The sequence below is a fragment of the Phreatobacter cathodiphilus genome (assembly GCF_003008515.1).
In the GTDB taxonomy this organism is placed as follows: Bacteria; Pseudomonadota; Alphaproteobacteria; order Rhizobiales; family Phreatobacteraceae; genus Phreatobacter; species Phreatobacter cathodiphilus.
Window position 1 is genome coordinate 2826234 of record NZ_CP027668.1, and the last position, 20296, is coordinate 2846529.

The following is a 20296-nucleotide window of genomic DNA, read 5'->3' on the forward strand; positions in this document are numbered from 1 at the left end:
ATGCCCGCTGTCCCCTTCCGCAATCCCCGGAAACAATCCTAGTCTGCGCACCCCTGGAGACTGCCCCCGGACCGCTCATGCCCAGACCGCGCCCCTCGACCGCGCTCGACCATATCCGCGTCCTCGACCTGACGCGGGTGCGCGCCGGTCCCACCTGCTGCCGCGTGCTGGCCGATTTCGGTGCCGACGTGATCAAGGTGGAGGCGCCGCCCGGCGTCGATCCCAACGAAAACATGTCGGGCGACCGGCACGGCTTCGACATGCAGAACCTGCATCGCAACAAGCGCTCGCTCACACTCAACCTGAAGACGGAGGAGGGCCGCGCCGTCTTCCTGAAGCTGGTCGAGACCGCTGATGTCGTCGTCGAGAACTACCGACCCGACGTGAAGGACCGGCTTGGCATCGGCTACGAGGCGCTGAAATCGGTCAATCCGCGCATCATCCTCGCCTCGGTCTCGGGCTTCGGCCAGACCGGCCCCTACCGCACCCGCGCCGGCTTCGACCAGATCGCGCAGGGGATGGGCGGCCTTATGGCGATCACCGGCCATGCCGGCCAGGGGCCGATGCGCGCCGGCATCGCCGTCGCCGATTCCGCCGCGGGGGTCTATGCCGCCACCGGCATCCTCGTCGCCCTCGCCGAGCGCGAGAAATCCGGCGAGGGCCAGTGGGTGCAGACCTCGCTGCTGCAGGCCATGATCGCCATGTGCGACTTCCAGGCCGCCGTCTACACGGTGGACGGCAAGGTGCCGCCGCAGAACGGCAACGACCACCCGCATTCGACGCCCATGGGCGTGCTGCCGACCGCCGACGGCTACATCAATGTCGGCGTTGGCGGCGAAGGCCAGTGGAAGAGCTTCTGCAAGGCGGTCGGCCGCGACGATCTCGCCGCCCATCCCGACTATGCCAACGCCAAGCAGCGCTTCAGGAACCGGCCGGCGCTGATGGGCCTTCTCGGCGACCTGTTCCGCACCGAGCCGACGGCGCACTGGCTGGAGCGGCTCGAAAGCGAAGGGGTTCCCGCCGGGCCGATCTACACCATGGACGAGGTCTTCGCCGATCCGCAGGTCGACCATCTCGGCATGGCCGTGCCGGTGCGCCACCACGCCCGCGGCGACATCCGCCTCATCGCCCAGCCCCTCGTCATGTCCCGCACGCCGCCCGCCATCGAGACGCCGGTGGCGGAGCCCGGAGAGCACAGCGCCGAGGTGCTGGCCGAGGCCGGCTTCTCCACCCACGAAATCGAGCGCCTGCGCGCCGCCCGTATCGTCTGATTTTCGCCCGACAAGGATCTGCTGCCGTGACCGAACCTGCCCCGCACACGCCCTCCGTCCGCTATGCCGTCGCCGGCGGCGTCGCCACCCTCACCATCGACCAGCCCGCCAAGATGAACGCCATGACCTTCGACATGTGGTCGAGCGTGCCGGGCCTGGTGAAACAGGCGGAGGAGGATCGCTCGGTTCGGGTGATCGTCGTCACGGGAGCGGGCGACAAGGCCTTCTGCGCCGGCGCCGACATCTCCCAGTTCGGTGCCAAGCGCACCGGCGAGGAGGCCGTGCGCGCCTATGACGAGGCGGTGGCGAACGGCATGGCCGCGATCCACGATGCCGCCAAGCCGACCATCGCCGTCATCCGCGGCATCTGCTTCGGCGGCGGCTGCGCCCTGGCGCTGACCTGCGACCTGCGCTTCGCCACCACCGATTCCCGCTTCCGCGTGCCGGCGGCACGCCTCGGCCTCGGCTACGGCTTTTCCAGCGTCAAGATGATGGTGAAGAAGCTCGGCGTCGCCGCCGTCGCCGACATCCTCATCTCCGCCCGCATCCTCGATTCCGCCGATGCCGAACGCGCCCGCGTCATCCATCGCGCCTGGAGCCGCGAGGCCTTCGATGGCGAGGTGCAGGCCTATCTCGACACGGTCGCCGCCAACGCGCCCTTGACGCTCGCCGCCATCAAGCGCTCGCTGGTCGAGCTCTCCCGCCCCGAGGCCGAGCAGGACGCCGAGGCGGTCGACGCCCTCGTCGCGCGCTGCTTCGCCTCCGCCGACTACAAGGAGGGCCAAAGGGCCTTCCTCGAGAAGCGCCTGCCCGATTTCAGAGGCGAATAGGGAGCAAGGCCATGGATCTCGGACTCGCGGGCAGGAAGGTCATCGTCACTGGTGCGTCCAAGGGTATCGGCCAGGCCTGTGCCGAGGTCTTCGCCGCCGAGGGCGCCCATGTCGTCATGGTGGCGCGCGACGCGACCCGGCTCGCCGCCGCGGCCGCCCAGATCCAGGCCCGCCACCAGGGCCCGGTCGAGATCACGTCCGCCGATCTGTCGCGGCCTGCCGAGCGGGAGGCCCTCTGGGCCAACCATCCCGACGCCGACATCCTCGTCAACAATGCCGGCGCCATCCCCGCCGGCGGCCTTCTCGACCTCTCCATGGAGACGTGGGAGGATGCCTGGGCGCTGAAGGTGATGGGCTATATCCATCTCACCAAGCTCGCCCTCGCCGCCATGAAGGAGCGCAAGAGCGGCGTCATCGTCAACATCATCGGCATGGCCGGCCGCCTGCCCCGCTACGACTATGTCTGCGGCGGCGCCGGCAACGCCGCGCTGATGGCGTTCACGGGGGCCGCAGGCGGCAAGTCGCAGGAATGGGGCGTGCGCATCTTCGGCATCAACCCCGCAGGCACCCGCACCGACCGCATCGTCGCCCTGTCCAAACAAAGGGCAATTGCCGCCTTCGGCGACGAAAGCCGCTGGGAAGAGATGCTCACCGGCCTGCCGCTCGGCCGGCTCATCGACCCCAGGGAGATCGCCAATGCGGCGGCGTTTCTCGCCTCGCCCGCCTGCGGCTATGTCTCCGGCGCGACACTCGACGTCGACGGCGGACTGGCATTCAGGTCCTGAGCCCGGCGCCCTGCCGCTTGGCTCATGTCTTGCTTATGATACAAGCCTCCGCGGAGGCAGTCCTCGGCCGCATGTCGGCTGGGGAATGGAAGGATAGCCCGTGAGCATGTTCACCACCCGCCCGGAAATCGACGGCACATTCGGCGTCGCCACCACCACCCACTGGCTCGCCACGGCGGTGGCCATGGGCATCCTCGAGCGCGGCGGCAACGCCTTCGACGCCGGCTGCGCGGCGGCCTTCACGCTGCAGATCGTCGAGCCGCACCTGAACGGACCGGGCGGTGACGTGCCCGTGATCCTCTACGATGCGCGGAAGGAGGCGGTGGAGGTCATCTGCGGCCAGGGCCCGGCACCCGCCGGCGCCACCATCGCGCACTACCGCTCGCTGGGGCTCGACCTCGTGCCCGGCACCGGTCTCCTCGCCACCTGCATTCCCGGCGCCTTCGACACGTGGATGCTGATGCTGCGCGACTACGGCACCATGCGCCCGCGCGACGTGCTGGAAGCTGCCATCTTCTACGCCCGCCACGGCTATCCGCTCGTCGAACGCATCCCCGCCACCATCCGCACGGTGGAAAACCTCTTCCGCGAGCATTGGCCGACCTCGGCCGCCGTCTATCTGCCGGGCGGCAGCGTGCCGAAGCCCGGCGACCTCTTCACCAACGTGACGCTGGCCGACACCTACGAGCGCGTCCTGAAGGAGTGCGAGGGCGGCACCCGCGAGGACGAGATCGCCCGCGCCCGCTTCGTCTGGAGCCAGGGCTTCGTCGCCGAGGCCATCGACCGCTACTGCCGCACCGAGGAGGTCTTCGACGTCACGGGACAGCGCAACAAGGGCGTCCTCACGGGTCAGGACATGGCGGGCTGGAAGGCCTCCGTGGAAGCGCCGATCCACTACGACTACGGCCGCTACCGCGTCTTCAAGCCCTCGACCTGGAGCCAGGGCCTCGCCTGCCTGCAGCAGCTCGCGCTCGTGAACGGCATGGGCCTCGACGCCATGCCGGTGACCGGGCCCGATTTCGTCCATGTCGTCACCGAGGCCGCCAAGCTCGCCTTCGCCGACCGCGAGGCCTTCTACGGCGATCCCGCCTTCGTCGACGTGCCGATCGAGACCCTGCTCTCCGACGCCTACAATGCCGAGCGCCGCAAGCTGATCGGCGAGACCGCATCCCTCGACCTCAGGCCCGGCACCATCGAGGGCGCCGGCGGCAAGGTCGACGCCCGCGTCTCCTCCGGCAAGCGGGTGGCGGTGGGCGCCACCGGGGCCGGCGAGCCGACCGTCGGCGACATCGAGACGGAGGCGAACGGCGTCACCCGCGGCGACACCGTCCATTTCGACATCATCGACCGCTGGGGCAACATGGTCTCCTCCACCCCCTCCGGCGGCTGGCTGCAATCCTCGCCCATCATCCCCGACCTCGGCTTCTGCCTCGGTTCGCGCGCCCAGATGTTCTGGCTCGACGAGAGCCACCCCGCGGCCCTCCAGCCGGGCAAGCGGCCGCGCTCCACCCTCACCCCCACCCTCGCCTATCGCGACGGCGCGCCCTACCTCGCCTGGGGTTCGCCCGGCGGCGACCAGCAGGACCAGTGGATCCCGCAGATGTTCCTGCGCCACGTCCATGCCGGCATGAACCTGCAGGAGGCGATCGACGCCCCCGCCTGGCACACCGAACACTTCCCCGGCTCCTTCTGGCCGCGCACCTCGCGCCCCGGCGTCATCGTCGTCGAGAGCCGCTTCCCGCAGGCGACCATCGACGAGCTCCGCCGCCGCGGCCACGAGGTGGAGATCGGCGGCGCCTGGTCGGAGGGCCGTCTCACCGCCGCGCGCAAGGAAGGCCATCGCCTGAAGGCCGCCGCCAATCCGCGCGGCATGCAGGCCTATGCAGGCGGACGATGAGGATCGCGGCATGAGGAAACCGGCATGACCTGGTCGATCATCGCGAGGGACGAGACCACCGGCGCCAAGGGCATTGCCGTTGCGACGCGCGCCTTCGCGGTCGGCTCCATCGTTCCCCATGTCGATTCCGACCACGGTGCCGTCGCCACCCAGGCCCTCGCCAACATCACCTACGGCCCGCGCGGCCTCAGACTGCTGCGCGAGGGACTGCCGGCGGAGGAGGTGCTGCGCGTGTTGCTCGCCTCCGACGGCGGCGCCAGCCAGCGTCAGGTCCACATCATGGACGGCGCCGGCCGCTTCGCCGCCCATACGGGTGCCGACTGCATCGGCTGGTGCGGCCACGCCATTCACGACGGCTTCTCGGTCGCCGGCAACATGCTGGCCGGCCCCGAGGTCATCGCCGAGACGGCGCGCACCTTTCGCGACAACGCCGCGCTGCCCTTTCCGCGCCGGCTGATCGCCGCCATGCAGGCGGGCGAGGCCGCAGGCGGCGACAAGCGCGGCAAGCAGTCGGCCGCGCTGCTGATCCACACGACGGAGGACTATCCGTATCTGTCGCTGCGCGTCGACGACCACGCCGAGCCGCTGGCGGAGCTCGATCGCCTCGAGCAGGTCTGGCGCCAGCGCGCCATGCACTTCAACGCCATGCTGGCGACCCGCCGCGATCTCACCGGCACCATCGACCGCGACGTCATCAACGCCACCATCGAGGCGGCCCTCGCCCGCGAGGCGGGCAACGGCTGACCCTTTCGCTTCCACCCCCGTACAAGAGCGCGTCACGCGCCGACATCACCAGAGGACAGGACCCATGACGACCTTGAGACAGACCCTCGCCTGGACGGCCAGTGCCTTCCTCCTCGCCGCCTCCATCTCCGGCGCGGCGGCCCAGCAATCGGTGCTGCGCATCGGCCTCGCCGAGGATCCGGACGTGCTCGACCCGACGCGCGCCCGCACCTATGTCGGCCGTATCGTTTTCGCCTCCATCTGCGACAAGCTCTTCGACATCGACGACAAGCTCGCCATCGTCCCGCAGCTGGCGCTCTCGCACGAGACCTCCGCCGACGGCAAGACGGTCACCATCAAGCTCCGCCCGGGCGTCAAGTTCCACGACGGCGAGGCCATGGACGCCGAGGCGGTGAAGTTCTCGCTCGAGCGCCACATGACCATGCAGGGCTCGTTCCGCCGGCCGGAACTCTCCGCCATCGACAAGGTCGAGGTGGTCGATCCCCTCACCGTCCGGCTCCTCCTGAAGCAGCCCTTCTCGCCGCTGCTCTCCCAGCTCACCGACCGTGCCGGCATGATGGTCAGCCCCAAGGCCGCCCGCGAGCTCGGCGAGCGCTTCGGCTCGGCCCCGGTCTGCGCCGGCCCCTACAGGTTCGTCGAGCGCGTCCAGCAGGACCGCATCGTCGTCGAGCGCTTTGCCGACTACTGGAACAAGGACCAGGTCACCATCGGCCGCATCGAATACCGCCCGATCACCGACGCCACGGTGCGCCTCGCCAATCTGCGGTCGGGCCAGCTCGACCTGATCGAGCGGGCGCTCGCCACCGACATCCCGCAGATCCGCGCCAACGCGCAGCTCCGCATGGCGGCCGGCGTCGACCTCGGCTACCAGGGCGTCACCCTCAACATCGCCAAGTCGGACGCCGGCAAGCAGGGCTTCGGCCGTGACCCGCGCATCATCCAGGCCTTCTCGCTGGCCATCGATCGGCAGGCGCTGAACCAGGTGGTGTTCAACGGCGCCGCCATGCCGGGCAACCAGTGGATCAACCCGCAGAACCCCTATTACCAGTCCCGTTTCCCCGTGCCCCAGCGCGACGTCGCCAAGGCCCGCCAGTTGATGCAGGCCGCCGGCGTCACCGGCCCGCTCAGCATCGACTTCATGGTGCCTAACAATCCGGAGGTGCGGCAGATCGCCGAGGTGCTGCAGGCCATGACGGCCGAGGTCGGCTTCGACCTGAAGATCCGCGTCACCGAGTTCGCCACCTCGCTGCAGGAGGCCGAGCAGGGCCGCTATCAGGCCTATATGCTGAACTGGTCGGGCCGTACCGATCCGGACGGCAACCTGTTCTCCTTCCACGGCTGCCGCCAGCCGCTGAACTATTCGGGTTACTGCAATCCCGCCGCCGACGCCCTGCTTGCCGAGGCGCGCACCAAGACCGACCCGGCCGAGCGCAAGGCGATCTACGAGAAGCTGACCGAAATCCTCATCAACGAGGGCGGCATCGTCTATCTCTACCATCGCCCCGTGGTCATCGTGCATTCCGCCCGTCTCGAAGGCTTCCGCGCCTTCCCGGACGGCCTGGTGCGCGTCGTCGGCCTCAAGTTCCGCGGCAACTGACGGCCGGCCATGTTCACGCTCATCACCAAGCGGCTCATCCAGCTCATCCCGACCATCTTCTTCGTGTCGGTGCTGATCTTCCTCCTGCAGCAATTGCTGCCGGGGGACCCCGCGCTCGTCATGGCGGGCGAGGAGAAGGACCCGGAGGTGATCGAGCAGATCCGCAAACGCTACCGGCTCGACCAGCCGCTGCCGATCCAGTACCTCGCCTGGATCGGCGGCGTCTTCCGCGGCGACCTCGGCGAGAGCATGCGCCTCTCCGAGCCGGTATCGACCCTCGTCGCCCAGAAGCTGCCCGTCACCGTGCAGCTCGCCGTCATGGCGATGATCTTCACTCTCGGCATCGGCATTCCCGCCGGCATCATCTCGGCGGTGAAGAAGGACACGGCCTGGGACTATGTGGTGAACGTCGTCGCCCTCTGGGGCATCTCGACGCCGAACTTCTGGCTCGGGATCATGCTGATCTTCCTGTTCTCCGTGCAGCTCGGCTGGCTGCCGGCCTCGGGCTACGTCTCGCCCTTCGAGGATTTCCGGGCGTCCATGGCGGCGACCATCATGCCGGCCTTCGTGCTCGGCAATTCCTTTGCCGGCGTCATCATGCGCCACACCCGCGCCGCGATGCTGCAGGTGATGGAGAGCGACTATGTGCGCACCGCCCGCGCCAAGGGGCTGGACGAGCGCACGGTCATTCTCAAGCACGGCCTGCGCAACGCGCTGACCCCCGTCATCACGCTGGGCGCGCTGGAATTCGGCACGCTGCTCTCCGGCGCCGTTCTGACCGAGCAGATCTTCTCCATCCCCGGCTTCGGCAAGCTCATCGTCGATGCCGTGTTCAACCGCGACTATGCCGTGGTGCAGGGCGTCGTGCTGGTGACGGCCACGACCTACATCGTGCTGAACCTGCTGGCCGACATCGGCTACATCCTCGCCAATCCGCGCCTGAGGACCTGATCCATGGCCCTCACCACGACCCTTCCCGCGACGACCGTGCCCGAGACTTTCGAGAGCCCCGGCGCCCGCGCCTGGCGCCGCCTGAAGAAGCGCCGCACCGCCATGGTGGCGCTCGTCCTCCTCGTCCTGCTGTCGCTCCTCGCCGTCTTCGCCCCGCTGATCGCCACCCACGACCCGACGCAGCAGAGCTGGCGCGCCGTGCGCCAGGCGCCCTCGATGGCGCACTGGTTCGGCTCCGACGAGGTCGGCCGCGACATCTTCTCCCGAGTCGTCTACGGCACCCGCGCCTCGCTCTCGGCCGGCGTCATCTCGGTCGCCATCGCCATCCTCGCCGGCGTGCCGCTGGGGCTCCTCGCCGGCTATGCCGGCGGCTGGACGGATGCGCTGATCTCGCGCGTCACCGACGCCATGCTCGCCTGCCCCTTCCTCATCCTCGCCATCGCGCTCGCCGCCTTTCTCGGCCCCTCGCTGCAGAACGCCATGATCGCCATCGGCATCACCGCGACGCCGGTCTTCGTGCGCCTCACCCGCGGCCAGGTCCTGTCGATCAAGACGGAGGACTACGTCGAGGCGGCGCGCGCCGTCGGCAACACGCAGGTGCGCATCGCCTGGAAGCACATCCTGCCCAATGTCATGCCGCAGCTCCTGGTGCAGGGCACGCTCACCATCGCGACCGCCATCATCGCCGAGGCCTCGCTCTCCTTCCTCGGCCTCGGCCAGCAGCCGCCGGCTCCCTCCTGGGGTTCGATGCTCAACGTCGCCCAGCGCTTCCTGTCGAATGCGCCGTGGATGGCCGTCTTCCCCGGCCTCGCCATCTTCGTGACGGTGCTGAGCTTCAACCTGCTCGGCGACGGCCTGAGGGATGCACTCGACCCCAAGGCGAAGTGAGCGGCGCCGAAGCTCGTCGATCGAAGGGGTCGAGGGAGATCGCCGTCAGCGCCGAGCGTGAAGGGCAGCCCTCACCCCGGCAGGAAGGCCGTCCGCCCGCCGGTTTCCACCACCGTGGCCACCGGCGCGCCGTAGAGCGCCGCGAGCCGCTCGGGCGTCAGCACCTCGCCGACCGGCCCCTCCGCCATCACCCCGCCGTCCCGCAGCAACGCCACGCGGTCGGCATGGCCGAGCGCCTGGTTCGGGTCGTGGGTGGTGAAGAGCACGCCGAGCCCGTCGGCCGCCAGTTGGCGGATCTGGCGCATCACCTTGCCCTGGTTGCCGAAGTCGAGGCTCGCCGTCGGCTCGTCGAGGACGATGAAGCGAGGCTCCTGTGCCAAGGCGCGCGCCACCAGCACGAGCTGGCGCTCCCCGCCCGAGATCATCGTCACCGGCCGGTCCGAAAGATGGGCGATGCCCAGGCGCTCCAGCATCGCTGCCGCCACGGCGCGATCCCTCGCCCCCGGCCGGGCGAAGAGCCCGCCATGGGCGGTACGCCCCATCAGCACCAGGTCGAAGGCGGTGAAGGCAAAGGTGCCGTGGTGGCTCTGCGGCACATAGGCGACGAGCCGGGCCCGCTCGGTGATCGTGAACTCCGCCAGCGGCCGGCCGTCGAGGCTGACCGTCCCGTCCTGGGGCGGCAGCAGGCCGAGCATCGTCTTCAGGAGCGTCGTCTTGCCGCCGCCGTTGGGCCCGAGCAGGGCGAGCACCTCGCCCGCCGCGATCGCCAGCGTGACGCCCCGGCCCACCGGATGGCCGCGATAGCCGAAGGCGAGATCGGCGGCGGCGAGCGTCACGACCAGCCTCCGCGTGACGAGGCCAGAAGCCAGATGAAGAACGGTGTGCCGATGACGGCGGTGAGGATGCCGAGCGGCACCTCGACCGGACCCAGCGTGCGCGCCAGCGTGTCGATAAGCAGGAGATAGCCGCCGCCGAGCAGGGCCGAGGCCGGGATCAGCCGGCCGAAATCCGGGCCGACGAGAAAGCGCGCGAGATGTGGCACCACGAGCCCGACCCAGCCGATGATGCCGGCGGCCGCGACGCTCGCCGCGGTGGTCAAGGTCCCGGCGGCGATGATGGCGACCCGCAGGAGGCCGGTCGGCAGGCCGAGGGCGCGGGCCTCCTCCTCGGGCAGCGACAGGGCGTTCATCCGCCAGCGCAGCGCTATCAGCACGAGGGCGCCGAGCACGACCGGCGCGATCAGCGGCACCAGATCGGCCGGGCTCGTGGCCGAGAGGGAGCCGAGCAGCCAGAAGGTCATGGCCGGAAGCTGGTTGTAGGGGTCGGCGAGAACCTTGACGAGGCCGACCCCGGCGCCGAGCAGCGAGCCCAGCACGACGCCGGTGAGCACCAGCGTCAGGATCGGATCGCCGGACCGGATCGTCGAGCCCACCGCATAGACCGCCGCCACGGCGAGGAGGCCGCCGGCGAAGGCCGCCGCCTGGATGCCGAAAATGCCGAACGACAGGAGGATGGCGAGGACGGCGCCAAGGGCCGCGCCCGACGATGCGCCGAGGATGTCGGGCGAGACCAGCGGATTGCGGAACAGGCCCTGGAAGGCGGCCCCCGCCACCGCCAGTGCCGCGCCGCAGGCGAGCGCCGCCAGCACCCTCGGGCCGCGAATCTGGAAGACGACGGCTTCGACCGCCGGAGACAGGCCCGAGGGCACGCCCGTCGCCCGCGACCAGAGGGCGACGACGATGTCGGCGAGGCTGACCGGGAAACGGCCGACGGCGAAGGCGACGACGATCCCGAGGACGAGGACCGAGGCGGCCACCGCGCCACCGCCGAGGGATCTGAGGGGCTGCATGTCAGTCGCGGCCCTTGAGGACGCGGTCGATCTGCGCGTCGCCCGGGGTCACATGGTAGAACAGCGTGTAGAAATCGCGCGTCAGCGCGCGGATGTCCTCCGGGACGAGCGCCGGATAGAGGATCTTCGCGAGCCACCACAGCCCCGCCATGCGGTTCACCGATGGCGGGAAGTCGACCCAGCCGAAGGGCAGTTTCGGCGACAGGTGGACCCGCCCGTCGGCGACCGCCTTCACCCCCCGCCAGGCAGGGTCGGAGCGCACGTTCGCGGCGAAGGTCTGGTCGATGGTGACGATCACCTCCGGGTTCCAGGCCAGCACCTGTTCCAGCGAGACCTGCGCGAGGCCGCCGCCGACGCCGTCGCGGGCGACGTTGACCGCGCCGAGGAACTCCACCGTCTCGACGTTGATGGACCCGGCGAGGCCGGTCTCCAGACCGCGCGGCCCGCGCGCGTAATAGACCCGCGGCCGCCGCTCCGCCGGAACGCCGTCGATCCGGGAGAGGAGCGTCTTCATCGTCTCGTCGCACCAGGTGGCGAGGTGCCGGGACCTCTCATCCCGCCCCGTGAGCTGGCCGAGGGTGACGAGGCTGCCGGCCGTCGCCTCGAACCGTCCGTCCAACAGGGCATAGGGGATGCCCGTCTGGCCCTGAACGCGGTCGGCGAGTTCGGCGAAGGTGCGCCGCACCGAGCCTGAATCGACGATGAGATCCGGCTTCAGCGCCAGCACGAGTTCGAGATTGGCCGTGTTGCCGCGCCCCGTGATGCGGCCGACCTCCGGCCTGGAGCCGACCTCGGGCAGCAGGAACTCCCGCTCCTCCGGCCGGTTCGCCCGCGGCCAGCCGATGAGCAGGTCCGGAGCGAGTGTGTAGAGGAGGATCGCCGCCGGCGGTCCCGCGGGAAAGACGCGCGCCACGCGCGCCGGGATCGGCACCTGCCGGCCTGCGCCGTCGACGACGAAGGGCGTCCGGCCGAGCGCCGGGGCGGCGAGGCCCGCCGCCAGCGTTCCCAGGGCCAGCCGCCTGTCGATCCCGCGCGCCATGGTCAGCCCCTGATCGGCGCCGCATCGGGCAGAGGCATCCTGCGGGCACCGACCTTCATGCCGCGTCTCCTTCGGTGTAGACGTCGGGCGACCATGCCCCGCCGCCGTCACCGCGTCGAGGGCCAGCAGGACGCACCGGCCATGACCGCTCGAACGATCCCCCTCGACCTCGACGGCTATACGGATCTGCCCGAAGGCAAGATCGCCGCGGTAGTGACCTATCTGGAGATGCGCGAGCCGCCGGCCGCGCCCCTCGCCGAGCCGCTCCCGCTCCGTCCGGTCGCCGAGCCCGATCTCGCCTGGTATCGCCGCTTCTATGCCGCCATCGGCCTCGACTGGCTCTGGACCTCGCGGCTCCTCATGGACGAGGCGAAGCTTGCCGCCATCCTGCACCACCCGGGCAACGAACTCTTCGTGGCGGACGGGGACGCAGGCGAGGCCGGCATCGTCGAGATCGACCGCCGCGACCCCGCCGACGTCGAGATCGCCTTCTTCGGCCTCGTGCCGCAGGCAACCGGACAGGGCCTCGGCCCCCGCATGATGGCGGCGGCGCTCGCGAAGGCATGGCGGCCGGAGACGCGGCGGGTCTGGCTGCACACCTGCACCCTCGACCACCCGGCGGCGCTGTCCTTCTACCGCCGCTGCGGCTTCACGCCCTACAGGCGCGCCGTCGAGGTGATGGACGACCCGCGCCTCACCGGCCGCATTCCGCGCGAGGCGGCGCGGCGCATCCCCCTCATCGGCTGAAGGAGTCCGGCACCGGGGTCCACACCACGTCCTCGATGGACCGTGCCCCGCTCGCCAGCATGACCAGCCGCTCGAAGCCCAGCGCGATGCCCGCGGTCGGCGGCATCAGGGCGAGCGCCGCCAACAGGTCCTCGTCGACCGGATAGGTCTCGCCATAGACGCGCTGCTTCTCCGCCATGGCGCTCTCGAAGCGGCGGCGCTGCTCGGCCGGGTCGGTCAGCTCGCCGAAGGCGTTGGCGAGCTCGACGCCGCAGGCATAGAGCTCGAAACGCTCGGCGACGCGGGGATCGCCGGGCTTCGGCCGCGCGAGCGCCGCCTCGCTGACCGGATATTCGCACAGGATCGTCGCCCGCCCGAAGCCGAGGCGCGGCTCGATGCGCTCCACCAGCACCTTGGAGAAGATGTCGGCCCACCCGTCGTCCTCCGACACCCGGATGCCGGCGCGCGCGGCTTCGGCCGCCAGCGCCGCGCGGTCGGTCTCGCCCGCCTCCCCGACTGTCGCGAGCAGGTCCATGCCGGCATGGCGGTCGAAAGCCTCCGCCAGCGTCAGGCGCTCGGGATCGAGGCCTGGATCGCAGGCCGCCTCCCGCCAGACCAGCGCGTCCCGCCCCGTCGCGGCGCAGGCGAGGCGCAACAGCTCGGCGCAATCGGCCATGAGCTGCTCGTAGCTCTCCCCGACCCGATACCATTCCACCATGGTGAACTCGGGATGGTGCAGGGGCCCCCGCTCGCGGTTGCGGAAAACGCGGGCGAAATCGACGATCCGCGTCTCGCCGGCGGCGATCAGCTTCTTGGCGGCGAATTCCGGCGAGGTGTGGAGGTAGAGTTCGGCCCTGCGGCCGTCGATGCTCACCGCCTCGGTGGCGAAGGCGTGCAGATGGGTCTCGTTGCCCGGCGAGACCTGCAGGATGCCGGCCTCCACCTCGGTGAAGTCATGGCCCGCGAACCAGCCGCGCAGCGCCGCCTTGATCCGCCCGCGCGCGACGAGAAAGGGCCGGCGGTCGGCATGTCGGTCGGCATCCCACCAGGGTGAAACGGTCATCGCTCGGGACCCATGACCTTCGGCGTCATTGCCGAAGGGCCGCCCCCCTCATAGGCTCCGCGCCTTGCCGAGAAAACCTCCCCCGAGTGCCTGATGACCGATGCCCTCCACCCGCTCGACGCGGCCGTCACCTTCTCGCCCGCCGCCGACGGGGCCCTCGCCGGCCGCACCTCGCCGGCCTACTGGAACATGGTCGGCCCCTTCGGCGGCGTCACCGCGGCGCAGCTCCTGAAGGCGGCGATCGACCATCCCGCCCGCATTGGCGAGCCGGTGGCGCAGACGGTGAACTTCTGCGCGCCCATTGCCGAGGGCGACTTCTCGATCCGCGTGAAGGAGGTGCGCTCCGGCCGCTCGGTGCAGCATCTCTATGCCGAGCTGGTGCAGGGCGAGACCATCGCCGCCAACGCCACCATGGTCTTCGCCCGCCGCAGCGAGACCTGGCGCCATCACGCGAGCGCCATGCCGGAGGCGCCGCCGCCGGAGGCCGTCCCCGTCCTCGGCCGCAAGCCGCCGCTGGCCTGGCTCGACGCCTATGAGTTCCGCTATGTCACCGGCCTGCCGGTCATGGGCAACCAGGCCCATGCGACACCGCAGAGCGCGAAATCGCTCATCTGGGTCGCCGACCAGCCACCGCGCCCGCTCGACCACGTCTCCCTCGCCGCGCTCTGCGACATCTTCATCGTCCGGGTCTTCCAGGTGCGCGGCCTGCGCACGCCGGCCGCCACCGTCTCCATGACCTCCTATTTCCACGCCGATGCGGCCGAACTCGCCGAGCAGGGCACCCGCCCCGTCCTCGCCAAGGCCGATTCGGTGCGGTTCGGCGACCAGTTCCACGACCAGCAGGCCGAGCTCTGGTCGGCGGCCGGCAAGCTCCTCGCCACCACCTCGCAGGTCGTCTGGTTCCGCGAATAGCGCGCGGGGGTGGCGCTTCGCCGCGACTTCGTCTATGCGACGGCGCGACAGATCATGCGGGACCGAGCCCGCCCCATCCCAAGGACAACACCCGTGCCGAAGGTCATCGCCTCCTCCGTCCGCAAGGGCAACATTCTCGAAGTCGACGGCAAGCTCTACCTGATCGTCACCGCCCAGAACATCCATCCCGGCAAGGGCACCCCGGTGACCCAGGTCGACATGCGCCGCCTCTCCGACGGCGTGAAGGTGTCCGAGCGCTGGCGCACCACCGAGATGGTCGAGCGCGCCTATGTCGAGGACCGGCCCTACACCTACCTCTACTCGGACGGTGACGGGAACCACTTCATGAACAAGGAGACCTACGAGCAGATCGCGGTCCCCGACGACATCCTCGGCGACGCCAAGCCCTATCTCCAGAACGAGATGGAGGTGAAGCTGTCGGTGTACGAGGGCAATGCGGTGGGCATCGAACTGCCGCAGCGCGTGACGCTGGAGGTGGTCGAGACCGAGCCTGTCACCAAGGGCCAGACCGCCTCCTCCTCCTACAAGCCGGCGATCCTGTCGAACGGCGTTCGCACGCTGGTCCCGCCGCATATCGGCGTCGGCACCCGCATCGTCGTCATGACCGAGGACGGCTCCTATTCCGAGCGCGCCAAGGACTGAGCGTCCGCCGCTGCGCCGACTTCGGAAAGGCCGGGCCAGCGCCCGGCCTTTTTCGTGCCCGCGGCGCAGGGACGTCGAAGGCCCCACCCGCACCCTCCCCGCGCTTCGCGCGGACAGGGGGACCATGGCGTCCCGCCTTCTTTGCGACGGCAGTGCCTGGCTCCACCCCTCAGACGATGCGGGCGGCCGAAGACCCACTCCCCGCGTAGCGGGGAGGGTGCGGGTGGGGCGATCAAGAGGCGAACCCTGGCCGCCGCCTCACGCCTTGGCGAGCGCCTTCGCGAAGGCGTAGCTGTCCGGATAGACCTCGTAGGTCGCAACGCGCTCGCCCTCGAAGCGGAACAGGTTGACGGCCCGCACCTTCAGTTCGTCGCCGCTGGCGCGCACGCGCCAGTGCCCCTCGAGCACGATGACGACGCCGCCCTCGCCCTCGATCCGCCCCACCGTCTCGATGGACAGGATCTCCAGGTGCTCGGCGACGCGCCTGAAGAAGGTCACGACCTTGGAGCGCCCCTCCCAGACCCCCGCCCAGGGCACGATGCCCGGCGGGCCGTTCCAGCGGACGGTGACGTCGTCGGTGGTGACGGCGGCGAGGGCGCCGGCATCGCCCGCCTTCAGGGCGGCGTACCAGCGGTCGAGAATGGCCTGGCTCATGGCGCCTTCATGCCGGGAGCGCCCGCTCAGCGCAAGACTCGGATGATGCGGGTGAGGTCGAGCAGCGTCACCAGGGCCGAGGCGACATAGGTCAGCGCCGCCGCCCGCAGCACCGATCGCGCCGCCGGCAGGTCGTTCTCGTGCAGGTAACGGCCGCGGGTGAGCGCCGGCAGCGCCTTGCCGAAGCTGGCGTCGAACTCCATCGGCAGGGTCAGCACGTGCATGGCGAGGCGCGAGCCGAGAAGGGCGAGGGCGACGACGATCTGCAGCACGGCGATGGCCGGCGAGCGGACGAAGGCGAGCACCAGCGGGGCCGTGGCGAAAAGGATGGCGGCGCCGATCTCCAGCTTCTGCGCCGCCTGCGCCATGCGGATGCGCCAGAGGAACAGCCGGTCCCCGTCGCGATGCTGCACGGCGTGGCCGACCTCGTGGGCGGCCACCGCCACCGCCGTCACCGAGCGGCCGTCATGGACCTCCGGCGACAGGCGCACGACGCGGTCGATGGGGTCGTAGTGGTCGCCGGCGTCGGTGCGCTCCACCTTCACGTCCGTGAGGCCGGCCTGTTCGAGAAGGTGCTCGGCGAGTTCGCCGCCGGTGCCGGGAAAGTCCTGGCGCTCGACGCCGTGGCGGCGCATCTGCGCCTTCACCCACCATTGCGGGCCGAAGATGAGGGCGACGAGGGCGGCGACGCCGAGGAGGATGAGGAAGGGCATGATGCGTCTTAAGTCGTCATGCCGCTTCGGGAAGTTCAAGGGGCGGCGGGACGGCCGCGACCGATGGCCCCAGGCTCAGGCCAGCCAGCGCTTGCGCCGCTTGTAGCTCTTCACGTCGCGGAAGCTCTTCTTGTCGCCCTCGGAGACGCCGAGATAGAACTCCTTCACATCCTCGTTCTCGCGCAGCGACTTGGCGTCGCCGTCCATGACGATGCGCCCCGTTTCCATGATGTAGCCGAAGGTGGCGTAACGCAGCGCCATGTTGGTGTTCTGCTCGGCGACGAGGAAGGAGACGCCCTCGCGCGCATTGATGTCGCGGACGATCTCGAAGATCTGCTCGACGATCTGCGGCGCGAGGCCCATGGAGGGTTCGTCGAGCAGGATCATCTTCGGCCGGCTCATCAGCGCCCGGCCGATCGCGCACATCTGCTGCTCGCCGCCGGAGGTATAGCCGGACATCGAATGCCGGCGCTCCTTCAGGCGGGGGAAATAGGCGTAGATCTTCTCCATGTCCTCGCGGATGGCGGCCTTGCCGTCGCGGCGGGTGAAGGCGCCGGTGAGCAGGTTCTCCTCGATGGTGAGGTGGCCGAAGCAGTGCCGGCCCTCCATCACCTGGATGCAGCCGCGGCGCACGAGATCGTTCGGCGAGAGGGCCTGCACCTCCTCGCCCTCGAAGACGATGGAGCCCTTGGTCACCTCGCCGCGCTCGGCGTGGAGGAGATTGGAGATGGCCTTCAGCGTGGTGGTCTTGCCGGCACCGTTGGCGCCAAGAATGGCGACGATGCCGCCGCGCGGCACCACGAGCGAGACGCCCTTCAGCACCAGGATGACGTGGTCGTAGATGACCTCGATGTTGCTGACGTCGAGGATCAGGTCCTGGGCGGGGGCCGGCGCCGGGGTCGCTTGGGTCTGGGCGGTCATGGGTTTATCCGCAGGTGATGGAGCCGATCGGCCTGATCTGCATCGGACAATTGCGTCCTTCGAGGCTCGGGCTCCCGCCCTCGCACCTCAGGATGAGGGGCAAGTGCCATGCTCCTCGGACAATGAGGCGCGACCCTCAAGCCTCGCCTGAGGCTGATGCCAGTCGCTCCATCCTCATCCGAGGTGCGAGGGCGGAAGCCCGAGCCTCGAAGGACGCACTTCGGCCGTGCAGGGCGGGAGCCGCGGTTTCCCGCGGCCCCCGATGTTCAGAAGGCTCACGACCGCTGGTCGCAGGTCTCGGTGCGGCGCGGCCAGCCGGCGTTGGCTTCCGCATACTTCTTCGCCGCATCCTCGATCAGCGGGCGGACGACGTCGCGGATCGGCTCGATCCAGTCGCTGTCGCGCACGTAGCGGGTGCCGTCCCAGCGGGCGACGAAGACCCGGTTGTGGCCGTTGTGGTCGGCGCAGGTGAGCCGCACGGGAGCCGCGAAGCCCTCCATGCCGATCTCCTTCAGCCGCGCCTCGGTGATGTTCATCGTCTCGAAGCCGCGGCGAACGTCCTCGCCGGTGACCACCTTCTTGCCGGTGAGCTGCTGGGCGTGACGGATCGCCTCGACCATCAGCATCGAGTTGTAGACGCCGCGGTTGTAGAGGTTCTCGCCGACGCGCGAGCGCGCATCCACCCGCGACAGGTTCTTGTCGACCACGTGCTTCAGGATGTCCTGGATCACGGGGAACTCGGTGCCCGCCTGATGGAAGTTCAGGCTGCGGTAGCCCGCCGCCTGGGCGCCGCCGGCACGGGCGTCGTCGTCACCGCCGGCCCACCAGACGCCGACGAGGCGGTCGATGGGGAAGTTGTTGCGGATCGCCTCACGCACCGCGGTGGGGTTCATCGCGCCCCAGCCCTGGTTGTAGAGGTAGTTCGGCCGGTCGCGGCGGATGTTGAGCCAGATGGCGCTCTGGTTCTGCATGTCGGCGGCGGCCACCGGATAGAGCTTCAGAGTGAAGCCGTATTTCTCGGCCATGGCCTGCAGCACCGGGATCGGCTCCTTGCCGTAGGGCGCGTCGAGGTGGATCAGGCCGAGGGTCTTGCCGCGCAGCTTGTCGAAGCCGCCCTCGCGCTGGGCCATGTAGGAGACCATGACCGAGGCGCCGTCCCAGTAGGTGGCCGGCGGGTTGAAGATCCACGGGAAGGTGTTGCCGTCGGCCGAGGCCGAGAGGCCATAGGCCATGGACAGCATCGGGATCTTGTCGACGGCGGCGCGCGGGATGAGCTGCAGCGTGATGCCGGTGGAATAGGGGTTCACGACCACCGGATTGCGCGAGCGCAGCGAGTCGTAGCACTCCACGCCCTTCTTGGTATCGTAGCCCGTCTCGCATTCCTCGATGACGATCTTGACGCCGTTGATGCCGCCGTCACGCTGGTTGATCATCTCCAGGTAGTCGCGCATGCCATTGGCGATCGGGATGCCCGACGAGGCGAAGGGGCCCGTGCGGTAGCTGAGCAGCGGGATGAAGATGCTGTCCTGGGCCTGGGCCTTGGCCGGCATGGGCGCCGCCGAGGCGAGCCCTGCGGCGAAGGCGGCGGCCATCGTCCACTTGAAGCCTTTCATGGAAGTTCCTCCTTGGAAGTCCGGACGCCGTGGTCCGGGATCTCTTCTTGTCGTGCCCGCCTTGCCGGCGGGTCTCGTGGGGATTGGTGCGGCCGGCCGGTCAGTAGGGGAACGGCCAGACGCGCAGTTTCTGCTTGGCGATCTGCCACAGTCGCGCGAGCCCGTGCGGCTCGACGATGAGGAAGAAGATGATGAGGGCGCCGACCATGATGTGGGTCAGGTGCTCGGCGAGCGCCCCGGTCAGTGGAATGCCGACGGCCGGCACGCCGAACTTCAGGATGGTCGGCAGGGTGGAGATGAAGAAGGCGCCGAGGAACGAGCCGATCAGGCTGCCGAGGCCGCCGATGATGACCATGAACAGCACGATGAAGCTCTGGTTGACGTTGAAGGCGTCGTTGGCCTCGCCGCCGCCGTACCAGAGGAACATCATGCAGGCGCCGGCGACGCCGCAGTAGAAGGACGAGACGGCGAAGGCGAGGAGCTTCGTCGGCAGCAGTTTGATGCCCATCAGCTCGGCGGCGATGTCCATGTCGCGCACCGCCATCCAGGAGCGGCCGATGCGGCCGTGCACGAGGTTGGAGGCGATCCAGGTCAGGAACACGACGATGGAAAGGAGCACGAGGTAGCGCACCTCCGGCGAGGACCTGGCGCCGGTGATGGCGAGGCCGAACAGGGTGCGCTCCGGCACCTCGATCGCGCCCGAGGCGTTGTAGTTGTAGAGCCAGGGAATGCGGACGAAGCACCACTGCAGGAAGAACTGCGCGGCGAGCGTGGCGACGGCGAGGTAGAAGCCCTTGATCCTCAGGCTCGGCAGGCCGAAGACGACGCCGATGGCCGCCGAGAAGAAGCCCGAGACGATGATCCAGACGATGATGTTCACGCCGGGAAACAGCGTCGTCAGCTTGTAGCAGGCATAGGCGCCGACCCCCATGAAGGCGCCGGTGCCGAGCGAGATCAGCCCGGTATAGCCGGTGAGGATGTTGAGCCCGATCGCCGCCAGGGCGAAGACGAGGAAGGGCACCATCACCGACAGGATGATGAACTCGGAGGCGAAGAGCGGCACCGCCACGAAGGCGATGGCGAGGATGGCGATGATGCCGATGCGGTCCTGCAGCAGCGGGAAGACTGACATGTCGGCCTTGTAGGAGGTCTTGTACTGGCCGGCTTCACGGTAGAACAC

The 20296-nt window shown here is 69.5% G+C and carries 20 protein-coding genes; 11 read left to right on the forward strand and 9 right to left on the reverse strand.

The genetic code is table 11. The annotated features are described in order from the left end of the window. Positions 1 to 77: 77 nt before the first annotated feature. The 8 genes from C6569_RS13630 to C6569_RS13665 all read left to right on the forward strand — a co-directional run bounded on the left by C6569_RS13630 (position 78) and on the right by C6569_RS13665 (position 8963). Positions 78 to 1271 carry a CaiB/BaiF CoA transferase family protein gene (locus C6569_RS13630; RefSeq protein WP_106749366.1) on the forward strand — a complete coding sequence of 398 codons (1194 nt, stop codon included), beginning with the start codon at positions 78 to 80 and terminating at the stop codon, positions 1269 to 1271. A 26-nt stretch (positions 1272 to 1297) separates the two neighbouring features. After that, the gene (locus tag C6569_RS13635) at positions 1298 to 2101 is read left to right on the forward strand and encodes an enoyl-CoA hydratase (RefSeq protein WP_106749367.1); all 804 of its coding nucleotides are present in this window, start codon (positions 1298 to 1300) and stop codon (positions 2099 to 2101) included. Between the two features lie 11 nt (positions 2102 to 2112). Then, entirely contained in the window at positions 2113 to 2886 is a 774-nt protein-coding gene (locus tag C6569_RS13640) for a short-chain dehydrogenase/reductase (RefSeq protein ID WP_106749368.1), read from the forward strand. A gap of 106 nt (positions 2887 to 2992) precedes the next feature. Continuing rightward, complete coding sequence (locus C6569_RS13645) at positions 2993 to 4783, forward strand: gamma-glutamyltransferase family protein (RefSeq protein WP_106749369.1); 1791 nt, start codon at positions 2993 to 2995, stop codon at positions 4781 to 4783. A 24-nt stretch (positions 4784 to 4807) separates the two neighbouring features. Next, a complete protein-coding gene (locus tag C6569_RS13650; protein ID WP_106749370.1) occupies positions 4808 to 5527 on the forward strand; it encodes a DUF1028 domain-containing protein in 720 nt (239 codons plus the stop codon). Positions 5528 to 5591: 64 nt separating this feature from the next. Further along, the gene (locus C6569_RS13655; RefSeq protein ID WP_106749371.1) at positions 5592 to 7124 is read left to right on the forward strand and encodes an ABC transporter substrate-binding protein; all 1533 of its coding nucleotides are present in this window, start codon (positions 5592 to 5594) and stop codon (positions 7122 to 7124) included. A gap of 9 nt (positions 7125 to 7133) precedes the next feature. Next, positions 7134 to 8075: an ABC transporter permease gene (locus tag C6569_RS13660; protein ID WP_106749372.1), complete on the forward strand. Its 942-nt coding sequence runs from the start codon at positions 7134 to 7136 to the stop codon at positions 8073 to 8075. Positions 8076 to 8078: 3 nt separating this feature from the next. Further along, complete coding sequence (locus tag C6569_RS13665) at positions 8079 to 8963, forward strand: ABC transporter permease (RefSeq protein WP_106749373.1); 885 nt, start codon at positions 8079 to 8081, stop codon at positions 8961 to 8963. A 71-nt stretch (positions 8964 to 9034) separates the two neighbouring features. On the opposite strand, the gene C6569_RS13670 is transcribed toward C6569_RS13665, so the two are convergent. From C6569_RS13670 to C6569_RS13680, 3 genes are read right to left on the reverse strand one after another with little or no spacing between them, the layout of a single operon-like run. Beyond that, positions 9035 to 9799 carry an ABC transporter ATP-binding protein gene (locus C6569_RS13670; protein WP_106749374.1) on the reverse strand — a complete coding sequence of 255 codons (765 nt, stop codon included), beginning with the start codon at positions 9797 to 9799 and terminating at the stop codon, positions 9035 to 9037. Then, complete coding sequence (locus C6569_RS13675; RefSeq protein ID WP_106749375.1) at positions 9796 to 10812, reverse strand: FecCD family ABC transporter permease; 1017 nt, start codon at positions 10810 to 10812, stop codon at positions 9796 to 9798. Before C6569_RS13675 ends, C6569_RS13670 begins: the two co-directional genes overlap by 4 nt. Position 10813: 1 nt before the next feature. Beyond that, positions 10814 to 11851 carry an iron ABC transporter substrate-binding protein gene (locus C6569_RS13680; RefSeq protein WP_106749376.1) on the reverse strand — a complete coding sequence of 346 codons (1038 nt, stop codon included), beginning with the start codon at positions 11849 to 11851 and terminating at the stop codon, positions 10814 to 10816. A gap of 141 nt (positions 11852 to 11992) precedes the next feature. Here C6569_RS13680 and C6569_RS13685 point away from each other — a divergent pair, with 141 nt between their 5' ends. Continuing rightward, positions 11993 to 12598 carry a GNAT family N-acetyltransferase gene (locus C6569_RS13685; protein WP_106749377.1) on the forward strand — a complete coding sequence of 202 codons (606 nt, stop codon included), beginning with the start codon at positions 11993 to 11995 and terminating at the stop codon, positions 12596 to 12598. Here C6569_RS13685 and epmA read toward each other — a convergent pair. After that, the gene (gene epmA / locus C6569_RS13690; protein ID WP_106749378.1) at positions 12588 to 13640 is read right to left on the reverse strand and encodes an EF-P lysine aminoacylase EpmA; all 1053 of its coding nucleotides are present in this window, start codon (positions 13638 to 13640) and stop codon (positions 12588 to 12590) included. The two genes, C6569_RS13685 and epmA, sit on opposite strands and share 11 nt — an antisense overlap. Before the next feature lie 93 nt (positions 13641 to 13733). On the opposite strand from epmA, the gene C6569_RS13695 reads away from it, so the two are divergent. Both C6569_RS13695 and efp read left to right on the forward strand, forming a co-directional pair. Further along, positions 13734 to 14552: an acyl-CoA thioesterase gene (locus C6569_RS13695; RefSeq protein WP_106749379.1), complete on the forward strand. Its 819-nt coding sequence runs from the start codon at positions 13734 to 13736 to the stop codon at positions 14550 to 14552. Between the two features lie 93 nt (positions 14553 to 14645). Then, complete coding sequence (gene efp, locus C6569_RS13700; protein WP_106749380.1) at positions 14646 to 15215, forward strand: elongation factor P; 570 nt, start codon at positions 14646 to 14648, stop codon at positions 15213 to 15215. Positions 15216 to 15473: 258 nt separating this feature from the next. Here efp and C6569_RS13705 read toward each other — a convergent pair whose 3' ends face one another. The 5 genes from C6569_RS13705 to C6569_RS13725 form a co-directional block, all read right to left on the reverse strand. Continuing rightward, a complete protein-coding gene (locus C6569_RS13705) occupies positions 15474 to 15869 on the reverse strand; it encodes a nuclear transport factor 2 family protein (protein WP_106749381.1) in 396 nt (131 codons plus the stop codon). Positions 15870 to 15895: 26 nt separating this feature from the next. After that, entirely contained in the window at positions 15896 to 16582 is a 687-nt protein-coding gene (locus C6569_RS13710; RefSeq protein WP_106749382.1) for a zinc metallopeptidase, read from the reverse strand. Between the two features lie 75 nt (positions 16583 to 16657). Beyond that, positions 16658 to 17503, reverse strand: a complete 846-nt coding sequence (locus tag C6569_RS13715; protein WP_106749383.1) for an ABC transporter ATP-binding protein — start codon at positions 17501 to 17503, stop codon at positions 16658 to 16660. A 275-nt stretch (positions 17504 to 17778) separates the two neighbouring features. After that, the gene (locus C6569_RS13720) at positions 17779 to 19116 is read right to left on the reverse strand and encodes an ABC transporter substrate-binding protein (protein WP_106749384.1); all 1338 of its coding nucleotides are present in this window, start codon (positions 19114 to 19116) and stop codon (positions 17779 to 17781) included. 100 nt (positions 19117 to 19216) lie between these two features. Continuing rightward, positions 19217 to 20296, reverse strand: a complete 1080-nt coding sequence (locus C6569_RS13725) for a branched-chain amino acid ABC transporter permease (protein ID WP_106749385.1) — start codon at positions 20294 to 20296, stop codon at positions 19217 to 19219.